Raw genomic sequence first — 13,313 nt, 5'->3', positions numbered from 1 at the left:
TTTCATTGCCGATCACCGGGTGCCGTTCGATAACAACCAGGCCGAACGCGATATCCGCATGCCCAAGCTCAAACAGAAAATCTCGGGGTGTTTCCGTGCTGTGTCGGGCATGCAAGCCTTCTGTACGATCCGCTCCTACCTCGCCACCCTGCGCAAACAGAACCGTTCGCTGATCGACGCGCTCACCCTGGCCTTTGCCGGATTCGTCGTTTCACCGCTTCCGGCTGCTGAATAGTTACGCCGCCGCAAAGAAAGTAAGCAAAGAAAGCGGGCTTCCAACCGCCAGCCAGTAGGTGTCACCCTCGCCGCTCACGCGGCCTTGGTCCGAGACGAGATCGTCTCTCGCACCACACAAGGTTTTGACACAGGGCTCATCCACCCCACTCCGCACTCCGTGCGTCGCGGATCGGTCTGCAAGGGAAAGCGGGAGTTGTCGGTCCGGTCGCCAAGATGCGAAAAACCGGGGCCAACGGCCCCAACCCCGCAAGACGCGGCGCCCCACCAGGTCTTGCAGAAGGAGGTTATGCCCGACGGCGGGCGCGCAGCGAACGCTGGAACGGATGAGTGCTGTGTCACGAGGGCGACTGTGCGAGGGCGGGTCTCGTGTTGGGCCGTTTCCGGCTCACAACAGAGATGGACACTTATGGGCTAGCGGTGTGAGCCCGCTTTCTTTGCCTACTTTCTTTGCGGCGGCAAAGAAAGTAGGTGCCGCCCCGCACAGGGGCAAAGCTAATAGACCACTAAGAACACAAGGAAAGGCCAACGCCGCAGGCAACCAGACAAAACCCAACGCCGCAGGCAACCACCCAACCCCGCCTGAAAGGCAAAACCAAACCCCAAAAAACTATGGCGCATAAGACCCCGCCATCCCACTCTCAATCCCATGATCCAGCGTGGCCCGCACAATCGACAACCCGCGCGCAAGCGCCTCCCCCGATGTCGCCCCCGTCATACAAATCCTCACCGCATGTGGCGCAGCATTCCGGCCAATTACAAAACTGTCAGCAGTCTTAACCAGCACCCCCTCCTGCCGCAAAGCAGCAGCAAACTCCGCCGCCCGCCATGGCTCGGGCAACGGCAGCCACAAATGCGAACTCGTCGCCGCATGCCGGTATGCGACCCCATTCAGCACCTCGCGCGCCACCGCGTGCTGCGTCTCGATGTGCGCCCGCTGCAAGCCGTTCAGCCGCTCCATCTCGCCATTCTCAATCCAGCGCGACACCACCTCCGCCATCAACGGCGCCGTCATCCAGCAATCGCTGCGAATCACCGCCGCAATCTTCGAGCACCACGCAGACGGCGCCTGCAAATATCCCACCCGCAAACCCGGGGCGACCGACTTCGACAAGCCCGCAATCAGAAACGATTGCTCCGGCAACCGCGTGGAGAGCGGCTCGGGCGGCGCCTCCATCAGCATCGCCGGCACCAGATCTTCGATCAGCAACACGCCATGGCGCTGCAAGATGGCCGCCACGGCATCGCGCCGCTCACTCGACATCGTCGCAGTCGTCGGATTGTGGATCGTCGGCACGCAAAAAATGGCGCGCGGATGGAGCGACTTGCACGCCAGTTCAAGTGCCGCTGGCACCAGTCCCTCGGCGTCGATTTCGACGCCCACCAGATGCAGCCGCAATTGCCGCGCGAGCGCAATGATGCCCGGATAACTGACGACCTCGGCAAGCACCGTGTCGCCCGGTCGCGCCACCGCGCGCAACACCGACGCCAGCGCGTGCTGCGCACCCTGCGTCACCAGCACCCGCGACGCGCTCGCCGGACTGCCGGCGCGGCCCAGCCACGCCGCGCCCGCCAGGCGGTGCCGCATCGAACCCGCTTCGGGCGCGTATTGCAGCAGCTCGGCGGTGAGCCGCTCGTCATTGGCAATTTCATGCAGCGTGGCCGATAACGCCGCCGCCTCGCCCGTCGATTGCGGCACGTTCTGACCCAGGTCGATCAATGCCGGCGCCTGCGGCATGCCGGGACGCTGCAAGCCGTGCGAGACGCCCGGCGTCATCTCGCGCGCACGCGCCTGCGCCACGTACGTGCCGTCGCCCACCCGCGCATTCGCCAGCCCCTGGCGCTCCAGTTCCGCGTAGGCCCGGCTGATGGTGCCCGTGGTCACGCGCAGTTCGCTCGCCAGCGAGCGGTGCGGCGGCAGTTTTTCGCCAGCCGGCAACTGGCCGTTGAGGATGGCCTGCGCGAAAGCGCGCGCAATCACCTGGTATTTGGGATCGCTGCCCGCTTCAATTCTGGGCAGCCACGCGTTCATCGCCATGATGCGACGGTCTCCTTGTCTGACGGCATTGATGCCATGTATGTCATTCACATGATACGCAGTCAATCCATCGACATTGCATGCAGTCATTTACTTTAATTGAAGCGATTGAGTTGCCGCGTGCAGATTCATAGCATGGCGTCATTCCCAATCCAATCGTGCCGCCTCGATGCGGCACCACGGCATCCCCCAAGGAGCGCCAGATGAGTGAGACAACCCGCACCGCCCGCATCGCCAGGATCGACATCACGCACCATCAGCTCGAACTCGATCCGCCGTTTCCCGCCTCGTGGGATAGCCAGCCGCGCCGCAAATTTCCCGCCACCATCGTGCGGGTGTCCGACGACGCCGGGCGCGTCGGCATCGGCTCCGGCGACGCCATGTACGGTTTTGCGGACTACCAGCATCTGTTCATCGGCACCGACCCGCTCGATCTCGCGCGCCATAGCGCCGTACTCGACAACATCGGCTTTCACGCCGGACGCCCGTGGCCGCTGGATATCGCATTGTGGGATCTGGCAGGCAAGATCCGCGGCGAACCGTGCTGGAAGATGATGGGTGGCCGCAGCAACCGGATTCGCGCGTACGCATCGAGCGGAGTGCATCGGAGTCCCGAGCAGATGGCGAAGATGGCGCTGCAGGTCGCCGCGCGCGGCTTCCCGGCGTTGAAAATCCGCTTCGGCCGCCCGAGCCTCTCCGACGATCTGACCGCGCTCGCCGCCGTGCGCGACGCGGTGGGCAACCGCCTCGAATTGATGGTGGACTGCAATCAGGGCTGGCGCATGCCGTGGGACACCGCTGCGCCATGGTCCGTCAGCGAGGCGCTCGAAGTCGCCCGCGAGCTGGAAAAGCAGGACGTCTACTGGATGGAAGAGCCGCTGCATCGCGGCGACTACGACGGTTACGCCGAACTGCGCCGCAAGACCACACTGCGCATCGCCGGCGGCGAGATGACCCGCGAGCGCTACGAGTTCGATCAACTGCTGCAGCGCGATTGCCTCGACGTGTTTCAGCCTGATGTGGCCTGCTCGCTCGGCATGGAGGGACTGCGCCGGCTCGTAGAGGCCGTCGAGGCACGCGGCAAGGTCTTTACGCCGCACACCTGGGGCAACGGCATCGGGCTCATGGCCAATCTGCACCTGACGGCCGGAGCGGCGTCGGCGCCCTTCATCGAGTTTCCGTATGACCCGCCCGAGTGGTCGATCGAGCGGCGCGATTTCATGCTCAAGCAACCCATCGACGTCGACGCGCAAGGCTGGCTCACTCTGTCCGACGAGCCGGGCCTGGGTCTGACGATCGACGAAACGGCACTCGCCGCCACGCAAAGTTCTCGCAGTACCTACGCCTGACTGTCAGTAAGTATCGCGCCTCAACAGAGGCACGCATTAAAGCCAATAACGCAACAATGTTGCATGAGACCGCCGTAAGCGCCAAAACGCTCACTCCGGTCGACCAAGGAGACAAAGGATGGAGATCAAACCCTGGATTCGCGCCGCCTGTGTGGCGTTCGCAGCAAGCGCCCTGTGGCCCGCCGCGGCGCATGCCGGCACGTGGTGTTCGAGCGGAAAACCCGTGCGGTTTGCCGGCGTGACGTGGGAAAGCGGCTCGTTTACCTCGGAGGTGCTGCGCTATATCGCCGAGAAGGGTTACGGCTGCAAGACCGACACTGTGCCGGGCAGCACCGCCGCCACTGAAACCGCCCTCGCCCGCAACGACCTGCAGGTATGGAGCGAGCAATGGACGGGCCGCTCGGAGATCATCGCCAAGGGCGTGGCGGACGGCCAGGTGAAGTTGATCGGCGACACGCTGCCCAACGGCACCGACGAAGGCTGGTACGTGCCCGAATACGTCATCAAGGGCGACCCGGCGCGCGGCATCAAGGCGAGCGCGCCGAACCTCGCATCGATCGAGGATCTCCCGAAGTACAAGGCGCTCTTCGAGGACGACGAAGAACCGGGCAAGGGACGCTTCCTGAATTGCCCGGCCGGCTGGGACTGCGAACGCGTCAATTCGCGCCTGCTGAAAGTGCTGAAGCTCGACGACAGCTATACCAACTTCCGTCCCGGCACGGGCGCCGCGCTCGACGCGGCAATCAGCTCCGCCTATCAACGCGGCAAGCCGATCCTGTTCTACTACTGGGAACCGGCTGCGCTGATGGCAAAGTACAAGTTCGTGCAACTGAAGATGCCGCCGTTCAACCAGAAATGCTGGGAGACGCTGCGCGCGGACAACAGCACGTCGCAATGCGCCTCGTCGTATCTGGTCTCGCATCTGAAGGTGGGTGTGTCGACGCCGTTCTATCAGGCCGAGCCCGAACTGATGACCGCCTATTCGAAAGTCAGCTTCCCGATGGACTTCCTGAACAAGACCATCCTCGAGATGACCAGCAAGAAGATCGACGGTCAAACGATGGCGAAGCAGTTCCTGCACGACCATCCGGAAATGTGGAAGCCGTGGGTGTCGAACGACGCGGCGCAAAAGGTGCAGGCCTCGCTCGCGGGTGCCTGAGCAGGTACCTGAGCGGGTACCTGAGCTCGCGCACTGGAGGTTTGAACATGAACTCGATTTTTCTGCATCTGTCGATTGCCGACTGGGTGAATGACGCGGTCAACGCGTTCGTTACCCAGTACGGCGACAGCTTCCATAACTTCAGCACCGCCCTGTTGCGCTATGTGCTGGTGCCGCTCGAAGGCGCACTGCGCGCCCTGCCGCCGTGGCTGCTCCTGCTGGTGGTTGGGGCGATCACGTGGAACGCCACACGGCGGCTCGGCATTGCCGGCTTCTTCGTGCTGCTGCTCTATGCGATCGGCTGCTTCGGCCTGTGGGACAAGCTGATGCAAACGCTCGCGCTAATGCTGGTGGCCACCGTGCTGTCCGTGGTGCTGGGCGTGCCGCTCGGCATCTGGACTTCGCGCAGCGCGTGGCTGCGGCGCATCCTGCTGCCGGTGCTGGACATCATGCAGACGCTGCCGAGCTTCGTGTATCTGATTCCGGTGCTGATGCTGTTCGGCCTCGGCAAGGTGCCGGCCATTCTCGCCACCATCATTTACGCGCTGCCGCCGTTGATCCGCCTGACCGATCTCGGCATCCGTCACGTGGATGCCGACGTGGTCGAAGCGGCCCGCGCCTTCGGCACCACGCGCTGGCAGTTGCTGGTGAACGTGCAGTTGCCGCTCGCCCGGCCCAGCATCATGGCCGGCATCAACCAGACCACGATGATGGCGCTGTCGATGGTCGTGATCGCGTCGATGATCGGCTCGCGCGGTCTCGGCGAGGACGTGCTAGCAGGCATTCAGACGCTCGATGTCGGCAAGGGCACGCAGGCCGGTATCGCCATCGTGATTCTGGCGATCGTGATCGACCGCATCAGTCAGGGCTACGGCCAGGACCGCCGCACGCGACGCCTGCTCGCGCTGCGCCGCAAGGCCAAAGCGGCGTCCCGGGTGCCGTACCGGGTCGCGGCGACCGAGGGCGCAGCGGACGACGCGGCTGCCAGTCACAGCGACGCGAGCCAGAACGGCACGCTCGAAACACGTCCGGCGAAGTAAGCAGAGCACAGCGGGAGAATCCAGATGGCTGCGATAGAAGTGAAACACGTGTACAAGCTGTTCGGCCAGGAAAGCGGCCACGCTCGCGTGCTCGATCTGCTGAAAAGCGGCAAGGGCAAGGCGGACGTGCTCGCGCAAACCGGCTGCAACGTCGGCTTGAACGACGTGAGCCTGAACATCGGTTCGGGTGAGATTTACGTGATCATGGGACTGTCCGGTTCGGGCAAATCGACGCTGGTGCGGCACTTCAACCGGCTCATCGAACCCACCGCGGGCGAGATCGTGATTGACGGATCTGATGTGATCAAGCTGAACGCGCAGGGCCTGCGCGAGCTGCGCCGCTACAAGGTCAGCATGGTGTTCCAGAACTTCGGTCTGCTGCCGCATCAGACCGTGCTCGACAACGCCGCGTACGCGCTGCGCACGCGCGGCGAAGGCAAGGCCGAAGCCTTCGAAAAAGCGCGCACGTGGCTCGACAAGGTGGGCCTGAAAGGCTATGGCGAGCATTACCCGGACGAGCTGTCGGGCGGCATGCGTCAGCGCGTGGGGCTGGCCCGCGCGCTCGCCGCCGACACCGACGTGCTGCTGATGGACGAAGCCTTCTCAGCACTCGATCCTTTGATCCGCACTGAAATGCAGGACCAGTTGCTGCAATTGCAGGCCACGTTGAACAAGACCATCGTGTTCATCACGCATGATCTCGACGAAGCGCTGCGCATCGGCAATCGCATCGCCATCCTGCGTGACGGCACGCTGGTCCAGGAAGGTACGCCGAACGAAATTCTCACGCGCCCCGCGGACGATTACGTGCGGCGCTTCGTGGAGCGGCGCGCGGGCGTGCACTGAAGCCTGCGTATGCGAGCGCGGCAAGCGCGGCGGCTACGGCGGCGCCATCGACGGCTAAAGCGGCACGACCGGCACGCCGGGTAAAATGCACACGAAACGACGGACTGCGGTCCGTCGTGTGCATTTCGCCCCGCTGTTTTCTCGCCTCTCCATGAACCTCGAAAGCATTCTCTTCACCCAGGGATTCGGCTCCCGACGTCAATGCCGCGCGCTGATCGCCGACGGCCGTGTCGCGATCGCAGGCGCCGTGTGCGCCGACCCGCAAGCCGAGATCCCGACCGAGGCGCTGAGCTTCACCATTGACGGCACCACGTGGCCCTTCCACGAACACGCCTATCTCCTGCTCAACAAGCCCGCGGGCTACGAGTGTTCGCGCGATCCGCAGCATCATCTGAGCGTCTTCTCCCTGCTGCCGCCGCAGTTTGCCGAGCGCGGCGTGCAGTGCGTCGGCCGGCTCGATCAGGATACGACCGGGCTCTTGCTGCTCTCCGATGACGGCAAGTTCGTCCACGCGTTCACCTCACCCAGGCGCAAGGTGCCGAAGGTGTATGTGGCAACCGTCCGTCATCCGCTCGACGACACGCAACTCGATGCATTGCGCAACGGCGTGCTGCTACACGGCGAAGCCAGACCGGTTGCCGCGGTCGCGGCTCACGCGCGCAGCGAACACGCGCTCGAACTGACCGTGCTGGAAGGCAAATATCATCAGGTCAAACGGATGGTTGCCGCGGCGGGCAACCGGGTGGAGGCGCTGCATCGCGAACGGATCGGCGGCCTCGACCTGCCCGCGACACTCGCCGAAGGCGCATGGCAATGGCTCGACGAAGCCGACCTCGGATCTTTACGGAAAGGGTAAACCGGGAAAAGCGCCGCAAAGCCCGGTACTGTCGAGGCCGCCGCGTGCGCCTGCTCACACAGGCCGCGCAGAGCCCCGCATTTGCGCTGCATTGCAACATGCCCTTCCTGACAACGGGCCCTATACTCGATTACAGAATGACAAAAAGTATTCGAGGGAGGGGCGCCATGGTCATCAACCATACATTCGAGATCTCGACTGCGATGATTGCGGTCATTTGTCTGGCAGCAATCCTGGCCGGCGCCCTGCTGGTCGCCATGCGGCTGCGGCGCCAGTATCCGCCGGGGCTGATCGGCGCCTTGATCGGCGCGTTCTTCTGCTTCCTGCTGCTGGAAGCATTGCCGGCGCTCACCTGATTCTCATCCAGGCCTCGCTCGCCCGGACGCGCTCAAACCGCGTCCGGCGTCTTCGCATTCCGCAAAAAATCACCCACGCTCGGATAGCGCAAACGCATCCGCAATTCGCGCTTCATCCTCTCGTTGACGAGGCGGCGCGATTCGCGCATGAACGACAACAGCATCGGATCGATCTGCCCCTCAGCCTCTGCGCGCGTAATTCGCGGCGGGCGCTCGAAACCATACGCATCGGCTACCACGTCGAAATATTCGCCCATCTTGAGCTGGGTGTCGTCCGACGCATGAACCACGCGCCCACGGCGGCCGAGCCGCGTCATCCGCACCAGAATCGCGGCGAGATCGTCGGCGTGGATGTGGCTCGTGTAGACGTCGTCGGCATCGACCAGCGCCGGAGTGCGCTTTTCGAGCCGCGCGAACGGCAGACGGTTGGCCGCATAGATGCCCGGAATTCGCGCGATGCTCGCCTGCAGCGCGCCGCGCGCCGTGGCACGCCGCAGTTGCCGCTCGGCGGACACGCGGCGCATTGCACGCGCATTGGCCGGCCGCACCGCGCGCGTTTCGTCGATCAGCGCGCCGCCACAGTCGCCGTACACCCCGGTGGTGCTCGCGTACACGAACCGCACTGGTGCCCGGCGAGCCCCGGTGCGCCGTACCCCGTCGGGTACAATATTGGCTGCTTCACGTTCCATCCATGCAGCGCGAAGGTGACGCAAACGCGCTACCGGAGCAACCGCACTGCGCGCCGGCCGTATGCGGCGCGCGCTCAATGTGGCGAGCAGGGCACGGGTGCGGCTGTCGTCCTCGCCGGTCTTTTGCGGCGGGGCCAGATGCAGCACCGTGGGCGCGAGTCCGCCAAGCCGCTTCAGGCTGCGGCGCGCGTCGAGATCGCCGACCAGCGGCGTTACACCCGCCGCGCGCAGTTCCGCACAGCGGGCCGGGTGGCTCGTCAAGGCAAAGAGGCGCGCTCGCGGGCGCAGCAGCGCGACGCAACGCATGCCGACATCGCCGCAGCCCACAATGAGCACGCGCGGACGGCGCAAGTTTGGTGTGGCTTTCATGGTGGACGCATTGTAGCCGTCAAGGGCGGCTAGCACCGATTACCGACTTTTCGAACTCGAACACGCTATGGCATTTAATGTAACGCTCCGGCAAAGCGGCCGGCAGTTTCAAGTAGAACCCGACGAACCCGTGCTGACCGCCGCCCTGCGCCAGGGTATCGGCCTGCCGTACGGCTGCAAGAACGGCGCCTGCGGCTCGTGCAAGGGCACGGTGGTGAGCGGCGAAGTCGAGCAGCGCACGCATTCGTCGTCGGCGCTTTCCAATGACGAAAAAACCCGTGGCATGGCGCTCCTTTGCTGCACCACGCCGTGTACCGATCTCGAGATCGACATCCGCGAAGTGGCCGGGGTGGGCGACGTGCAGGTCAAGAAGCTGCCGTGCCGCGTGAACGCCATCGAGCGCAAGGCCGACGACGTCGTCGTGCTGAAGCTGCAATTGCCCGCCAACGAGCGCCTGCAGTACCTCGCCGGCCAGTACCTCGAGTTCATCCTGAAAGACGGCAAGCGCCGCAGCTATTCGATGGCGAGTGCGCCGCATAGCGAAGGCCCGGTCGAACTGCATATCCGCCACATGCCCGGCGGCGCGTTCACGGATCACGTCTTCAGCACGCTGAAAGAGCGCGACATCCTGCGCTTCGAAGCGCCGCTCGGCACCTTCTTCCTGCGTGAAGACTCGGACAAGCCCATCATTCTGCTCGCCTCCGGCACCGGCTTCGCGCCGCTCAAGGCAATCGTCGAACATGCGGCGTTCAAGAACCTGAACCGTCCGATGACGCTGTACTGGGGCGCGCGCCGCAAAAAAGACCTGTATCTGCTGGAGCTGGCCGAGCAATGGGCGCGCGAGATCCCGAACTTCAAGTTCGTGCCGGTGCTGTCCGAGCCGGATCCGAGCGACGCGTGGACCGGCCGCACGGGTTTCGTTCATCGCAGCGTCATCGAAGACCTGCCAGACTTGTCGGGCTATCAGGTGTACGCCTGCGGCGCACCGGTGATGGTCGAGTCGGCGCAGCGTGATTTCACGCAGCACCACGGCCTGCCGGAAGACGAGTTCTATGCGGATTCCTTCACGAGTGCAGCCGACCTCGCGAATCCGGTGTAACCAGCGAGCTGCCGCCCAGGTAAGCTGAATCGAAGCGGCAGCGGATCGAAAAAAGTCCGCTGCGGCGCAAATTCATGGTTTACACCGGCGCTCGCGTTGTCGTATTCTTTCGCGCATGAACCGCATCCAGTCCGAACTCCGACGTCGCCGCTCGCTGCTCCCTTAGGGACGCCGCCGGCTTTGTCACGGATTCGCGCCAATCAGGCGCATGTTGTTCGAATCATGAAAGCCACGGCATGCCGTGGCTTTTTGTTTTGCCGTTCCCCTTTATTGGTCCCTACTGGTCCTACTGGTCCTTCACCTTGCAACGCCCGGAGCCCGCGCCATGAATTTCAATGAGTACCCCGTCGAGTCGCTGATGTACATCACCAACCGGCCCGAGATTGTCTTCACGCATGGCAAGGGCTCGTGGCTCTACGACAATACCGGCAAGCGATACCTCGATTTCATCCAGGGCTGGGCCGTCAACTGCCTGGGGCACGCCAACGAAGGCATGATCGAAGCGCTGAACAGGCAGGCGCCGTTGCTGATCAACCCGTCGCCCGCGTTCTACAACGCGCCGATGGCCCAGCTCGCCGGCCTGCTCACGCAGCACAGCTGCTTCGACAAGGTGTTCTTCGCCAACAGCGGCGCCGAGGCAAACGAAGGCGCCATCAAGCTCGCGCGTAAGTGGGGCAAGAAACACAAGGACGGCGCGTACGAGATCATCACGTTCGATCACAGCTTCCACGGCCGCACGCTCGCCACCATGTCGGCGAGCGGCAAGCCGGGCTGGGACACGATCTACGCGCCGCAAGTGCCGGGCTTCCCGAAGGCGGATCTGAACGACCTCGCGTCGGTGGAAAAGCTCATCAACGGCAAGACGGTCGCGGTGATGCTGGAGCCGATCCAGGGCGAAGGCGGCGTGATCCCGGCCACACGCGAATTCATGCAGCAACTGCGTGGGCTGACGAAGAAGCACAACATTCTGCTGATCGTCGACGAAGTGCAGAGCGGCTGCGGCCGTGCCGGCACGCTGTTCGCGTACGAGCTGTCGGGTATCGAGCCGGACATCATGACGCTCGGCAAGGGCATCGGCGGCGGGGTGCCGCTGGCGGCGCTGCTCTCGAAGGCGGAAGTCGCGGTGTTCGAAGCGGGCGACCAGGGTGGCACCTACAACGGCAATCCGCTGATGACGGCGGTGGGTCATTCGGTGATCTCGCAACTGACGGCCCCGGGCTTCCTCGAAGGCGTGCGGGCGCGCGGCGAATATCTGCGCGCGAAGCTGCTCGAACTGTCCGAGGAGCGCGGCTTTGAAGGCGAGCGTGGCGAAGGGCTGCTGCGTGCGTTGCTGCTCGGCAAGGGCATCGGCAACCAGATCGTAGAGAAGGCGCGCAACATGCAACCCGACGGCCTGCTGCTGAACGCCGCCCGTCCGAACCTGCTGCGCTTCATGCCCGCGCTGAACGTGACGAACGAAGAAATCGACCAGATGATGGCGATGCTGCGTTCGATTCTCGACACGCTGTAATCGTCGCGGAGCAGACCTATGACGACAGCCGCCCCGCTTTCGATCCGCTGCTTCGACGCCCGCGACACCGACGCCGTAGTCGCGCTGTGGATGGAGGCATTCCCCGAGTACCGGGACACATCGAAGCCGCATCGAAGCCCGCATCTGTCGATCGCCAACAAGATGGCCACGCAGCCGGAGCTGTTCTTTGTCGCCGAACTGGGTGGGCGTCTGGTCGGTACGGTGCTGGCGGGCTATGACGGACATCGCGGCTGGATGTATTCGCTCGCGGTGGACACGACACAACGGCGGCTCGGCATCGGCACGCAGCTGGTCGCGCATGCAGAGGCGGCGCTGAGCGCGCGCGGTTGTCCGAAGGTGAATCTGCAGGTGCTCTCGGCGAAGCAAGAGGTGCGTGGCTTTTACGAGGCGCTCGGCTATCGCGCCGATGCGGTGATCAGCCTGGGCAAACGGCTGGGGGAACTGGCTGATCCCGCGCCTCGCGTCATCGCGGCAGCTGAAGGAACAACCTCACCTTCGGCGGCGTGATGCAGTAAGCCGCTTCGCCCGAGCGCTCCTGTCAGACCAGGCAGCATCGAAAATGACAAAGGCCGCATGCGCGAACCACGCATGCGGCCTTTTTCTTGCTCAGGTCAAAGCGGTCTTCAGGACCACGCGTCCTGCCGGCGCTCATTCAATCACGAACTCGCCCGCTTAATCACCCGGTTACTCACCCAGGTAAGCCGCGCGCACCTTCGGATCGTCCAGCATCTGCTTCGCGTCGCCGGACATCGTCACCAGCCCCGAGTCCATCACGTAGCCGCGATTCGCGGCCTGCAACGCGAGACGTGCGTTCTGCTCGACCAGCAGCACGGTCATGCCTTCGGCCGAGATTGCCCGCACCACTTCGAAGATCTTTTCGACCATGATCGGCGACAGACCCATCGACGGTTCGTCGAGCAACAACAGCTTCGGCTTGCTAATGATTGCGCGCGCCATCGCCAGCATCTGTTGTTCGCCGCCCGACAACGTTCCCGCGTACTGCGACGCCCGTTCCTTCAGGCGCGGGAAAAAGCCGAACATCCGTTCGACGTCTGCCTTGATGGCGTCGGTGTCGTCGCGCAGGTAAGCGCCCATCTGCATGTTCTCGACAATCGACATGCGCGCGAAGATGCCACGGCCTTCCGGCACCATCGCCAGACCGCGCTTGAGCAACTCATGCGCAGGCAGTCCCTTGATGGACTGGCCCATGTACTCGATGTCGCCGGCCGCGTACTGCTTCAGACCGGTGATGGCCTTCATCGTCGTGGTCTTGCCCGCGCCGTTCGCGCCGATCAGCGTCACGAGTTCGCCCTGCTCGACTTGCAGGTCGATACCCTTGACTGCCTGAATGCCGCCGTAATTGACCTGCAGGCCCTTGATTTTCAACATTGCCGTAGCCATCAGTGGACCCCCGCGCCGAGATATGCCTCGATCACCTTCGGGTCTTTCTGCACGTCATGCGGCAGCCCCTGAGCGATCACCTTGCCGTAATCGAGCACTGTCATGCTGTTGCACAGGCCCATCACCAGTTTCACGTCGTGCTCGATCAGCAGGATGGTCTTGCCGTCCGCGCGGATCTTGTCGAGCAGCTTCGTGAGTTCCACTTTCTCGGTCGCGTTCATGCCTGCAGCCGGCTCGTCCAGCGCCAGCAGCTTCGGATCGGTGGCGAGTGCGCGTGCGATTTCCAGACGGCGCTGGTGACCGTACGACAGGTTGCGCGACGTGTAGTCGGCGTATTGCAGCACGC

At 63.8% G+C, this 13,313-nt stretch carries 14 protein-coding genes; 10 read left to right on the top strand and 4 right to left on the bottom strand.

The genetic code is table 11. From position 1 onward, the window contains the following. Positions 1-235, top strand: a 235-nt coding sequence (locus tag VGH41_RS18155; RefSeq protein WP_331595847.1) for an IS66 family transposase, incomplete at its 5' end; no start/stop codon positions are given. A 609-nt stretch (positions 236-844) separates the two neighbouring features. Here VGH41_RS18155 and VGH41_RS18150 read toward each other — a convergent pair. Beyond that, positions 845-2,272 (bottom strand): PLP-dependent aminotransferase family protein, encoded by a 1,428-nt coding sequence (locus VGH41_RS18150; protein WP_331598904.1) that lies wholly within the window; start codon positions 2,270-2,272, stop codon positions 845-847. A gap of 203 nt (positions 2,273-2,475) precedes the next feature. On the opposite strand from VGH41_RS18150, the gene VGH41_RS18145 reads away from it, so the two are divergent. From VGH41_RS18145 to VGH41_RS18120, 6 genes are all read left to right on the top strand, one after another. Then, the gene (locus tag VGH41_RS18145; protein WP_331598903.1) at positions 2,476-3,621 is read left to right on the top strand and encodes a mandelate racemase/muconate lactonizing enzyme family protein; all 1,146 of its coding nucleotides are present in this window, start codon (positions 2,476-2,478) and stop codon (positions 3,619-3,621) included. A 118-nt stretch (positions 3,622-3,739) separates the two neighbouring features. Further along, positions 3,740-4,780, top strand: coding sequence for an ABC transporter substrate-binding protein (locus VGH41_RS18140; protein WP_331598902.1), 1,041 nt, complete (start codon positions 3,740-3,742; stop codon positions 4,778-4,780). A 47-nt stretch (positions 4,781-4,827) separates the two neighbouring features. Then, positions 4,828-5,820, top strand: a complete 993-nt coding sequence (locus VGH41_RS18135; protein ID WP_331598901.1) for a proline/glycine betaine ABC transporter permease — start codon at positions 4,828-4,830, stop codon at positions 5,818-5,820. Positions 5,821-5,844: 24 nt separating this feature from the next. Beyond that, complete coding sequence (locus tag VGH41_RS18130; RefSeq protein ID WP_331598900.1) at positions 5,845-6,666, top strand: betaine/proline/choline family ABC transporter ATP-binding protein; 822 nt, start codon at positions 5,845-5,847, stop codon at positions 6,664-6,666. A 151-nt stretch (positions 6,667-6,817) separates the two neighbouring features. Next, on the top strand, positions 6,818-7,522 hold the full coding sequence (locus tag VGH41_RS18125; protein WP_331598899.1) for a 16S rRNA pseudouridine(516) synthase: 705 nt from the start codon (positions 6,818-6,820) through the stop codon (positions 7,520-7,522). A gap of 167 nt (positions 7,523-7,689) precedes the next feature. Then, the gene (locus VGH41_RS18120; protein WP_331598898.1) at positions 7,690-7,878 is read left to right on the top strand and encodes a hypothetical protein; all 189 of its coding nucleotides are present in this window, start codon (positions 7,690-7,692) and stop codon (positions 7,876-7,878) included. 32 nt (positions 7,879-7,910) lie between these two features. On the opposite strand, the gene VGH41_RS18115 is transcribed toward VGH41_RS18120, so the two are convergent. Continuing rightward, the gene (locus VGH41_RS18115) at positions 7,911-8,936 is read right to left on the bottom strand and encodes an NAD-dependent epimerase/dehydratase family protein (protein ID WP_331598897.1); all 1,026 of its coding nucleotides are present in this window, start codon (positions 8,934-8,936) and stop codon (positions 7,911-7,913) included. Positions 8,937-9,003: 67 nt separating this feature from the next. Here VGH41_RS18115 and VGH41_RS18110 point away from each other — a divergent pair, with 67 nt between their 5' ends. From VGH41_RS18110 to VGH41_RS18100, 3 genes are all read left to right on the top strand, one after another. Then, a complete protein-coding gene (locus VGH41_RS18110) occupies positions 9,004-10,035 on the top strand; it encodes a CDP-6-deoxy-delta-3,4-glucoseen reductase (protein WP_331598896.1) in 1,032 nt (343 codons plus the stop codon). 325 nt (positions 10,036-10,360) lie between these two features. Further along, positions 10,361-11,545 (top strand): acetylornithine transaminase, encoded by a 1,185-nt coding sequence (locus VGH41_RS18105; RefSeq protein WP_331598895.1) that lies wholly within the window; start codon positions 10,361-10,363, stop codon positions 11,543-11,545. 18 nt (positions 11,546-11,563) lie between these two features. Next, the gene (locus VGH41_RS18100) at positions 11,564-12,073 is read left to right on the top strand and encodes a GNAT family acetyltransferase (protein ID WP_331598894.1); all 510 of its coding nucleotides are present in this window, start codon (positions 11,564-11,566) and stop codon (positions 12,071-12,073) included. 177 nt (positions 12,074-12,250) lie between these two features. Here the strand turns inward: VGH41_RS18100 and VGH41_RS18095 are convergent, their stop codons facing one another. Next, entirely contained in the window at positions 12,251-12,967 is a 717-nt protein-coding gene (locus VGH41_RS18095; protein WP_331598893.1) for an ABC transporter ATP-binding protein, read from the bottom strand. After that, positions 12,967-13,313 (bottom strand): ATP-binding cassette domain-containing protein (locus VGH41_RS18090; RefSeq protein ID WP_331598892.1); only part of this gene is annotated, 347 nt, incomplete at its 5' end. The genes VGH41_RS18090 and VGH41_RS18095, both read right to left, overlap by 1 nt.

This window comes from Paraburkholderia sp., from assembly GCF_036488795.1.
Taxonomy (GTDB): Bacteria; Pseudomonadota; Gammaproteobacteria; order Burkholderiales; family Burkholderiaceae; genus Paraburkholderia.
This window is presented reverse-complemented; position numbering and strand designations above follow the sequence as displayed.

What these genes read in the sequence shown, in the direction of transcription:
- VGH41_RS18120 (WP_331598898.1), top strand. Translation starts at nt 7,690, where the DNA reads ATGGTCATCAACCATACATTCGAGATCTCGACTGCGATGATTGCGGTC.
- VGH41_RS18105 (WP_331598895.1), top strand. Translation starts at nt 10,361, where the DNA reads ATGAATTTCAATGAGTACCCCGTCGAGTCGCTGATGTACATCACCAAC.
- VGH41_RS18130 (WP_331598900.1), top strand. Translation starts at nt 5,845, where the DNA reads ATGGCTGCGATAGAAGTGAAACACGTGTACAAGCTGTTCGGCCAGGAA.
- VGH41_RS18110 (WP_331598896.1), top strand. Translation starts at nt 9,004, where the DNA reads ATGGCATTTAATGTAACGCTCCGGCAAAGCGGCCGGCAGTTTCAAGTA.
- VGH41_RS18150 (WP_331598904.1), bottom strand. Translation starts at nt 2,272, where the DNA reads ATGGCGATGAACGCGTGGCTGCCCAGAATTGAAGCGGGCAGCGATCCC.
- VGH41_RS18095 (WP_331598893.1), bottom strand. Translation starts at nt 12,967, where the DNA reads ATGGCTACGGCAATGTTGAAAATCAAGGGCCTGCAGGTCAATTACGGC.
- VGH41_RS18100 (WP_331598894.1), top strand. Translation starts at nt 11,564, where the DNA reads ATGACGACAGCCGCCCCGCTTTCGATCCGCTGCTTCGACGCCCGCGAC.
- VGH41_RS18140 (WP_331598902.1), top strand. Translation starts at nt 3,740, where the DNA reads ATGGAGATCAAACCCTGGATTCGCGCCGCCTGTGTGGCGTTCGCAGCA.
- VGH41_RS18145 (WP_331598903.1), top strand. Translation starts at nt 2,476, where the DNA reads ATGAGTGAGACAACCCGCACCGCCCGCATCGCCAGGATCGACATCACG.
- VGH41_RS18115 (WP_331598897.1), bottom strand. Translation starts at nt 8,936, where the DNA reads ATGAAAGCCACACCAAACTTGCGCCGTCCGCGCGTGCTCATTGTGGGC.
- VGH41_RS18125 (WP_331598899.1), top strand. Translation starts at nt 6,818, where the DNA reads ATGAACCTCGAAAGCATTCTCTTCACCCAGGGATTCGGCTCCCGACGT.
- VGH41_RS18135 (WP_331598901.1), top strand. Translation starts at nt 4,828, where the DNA reads ATGAACTCGATTTTTCTGCATCTGTCGATTGCCGACTGGGTGAATGAC.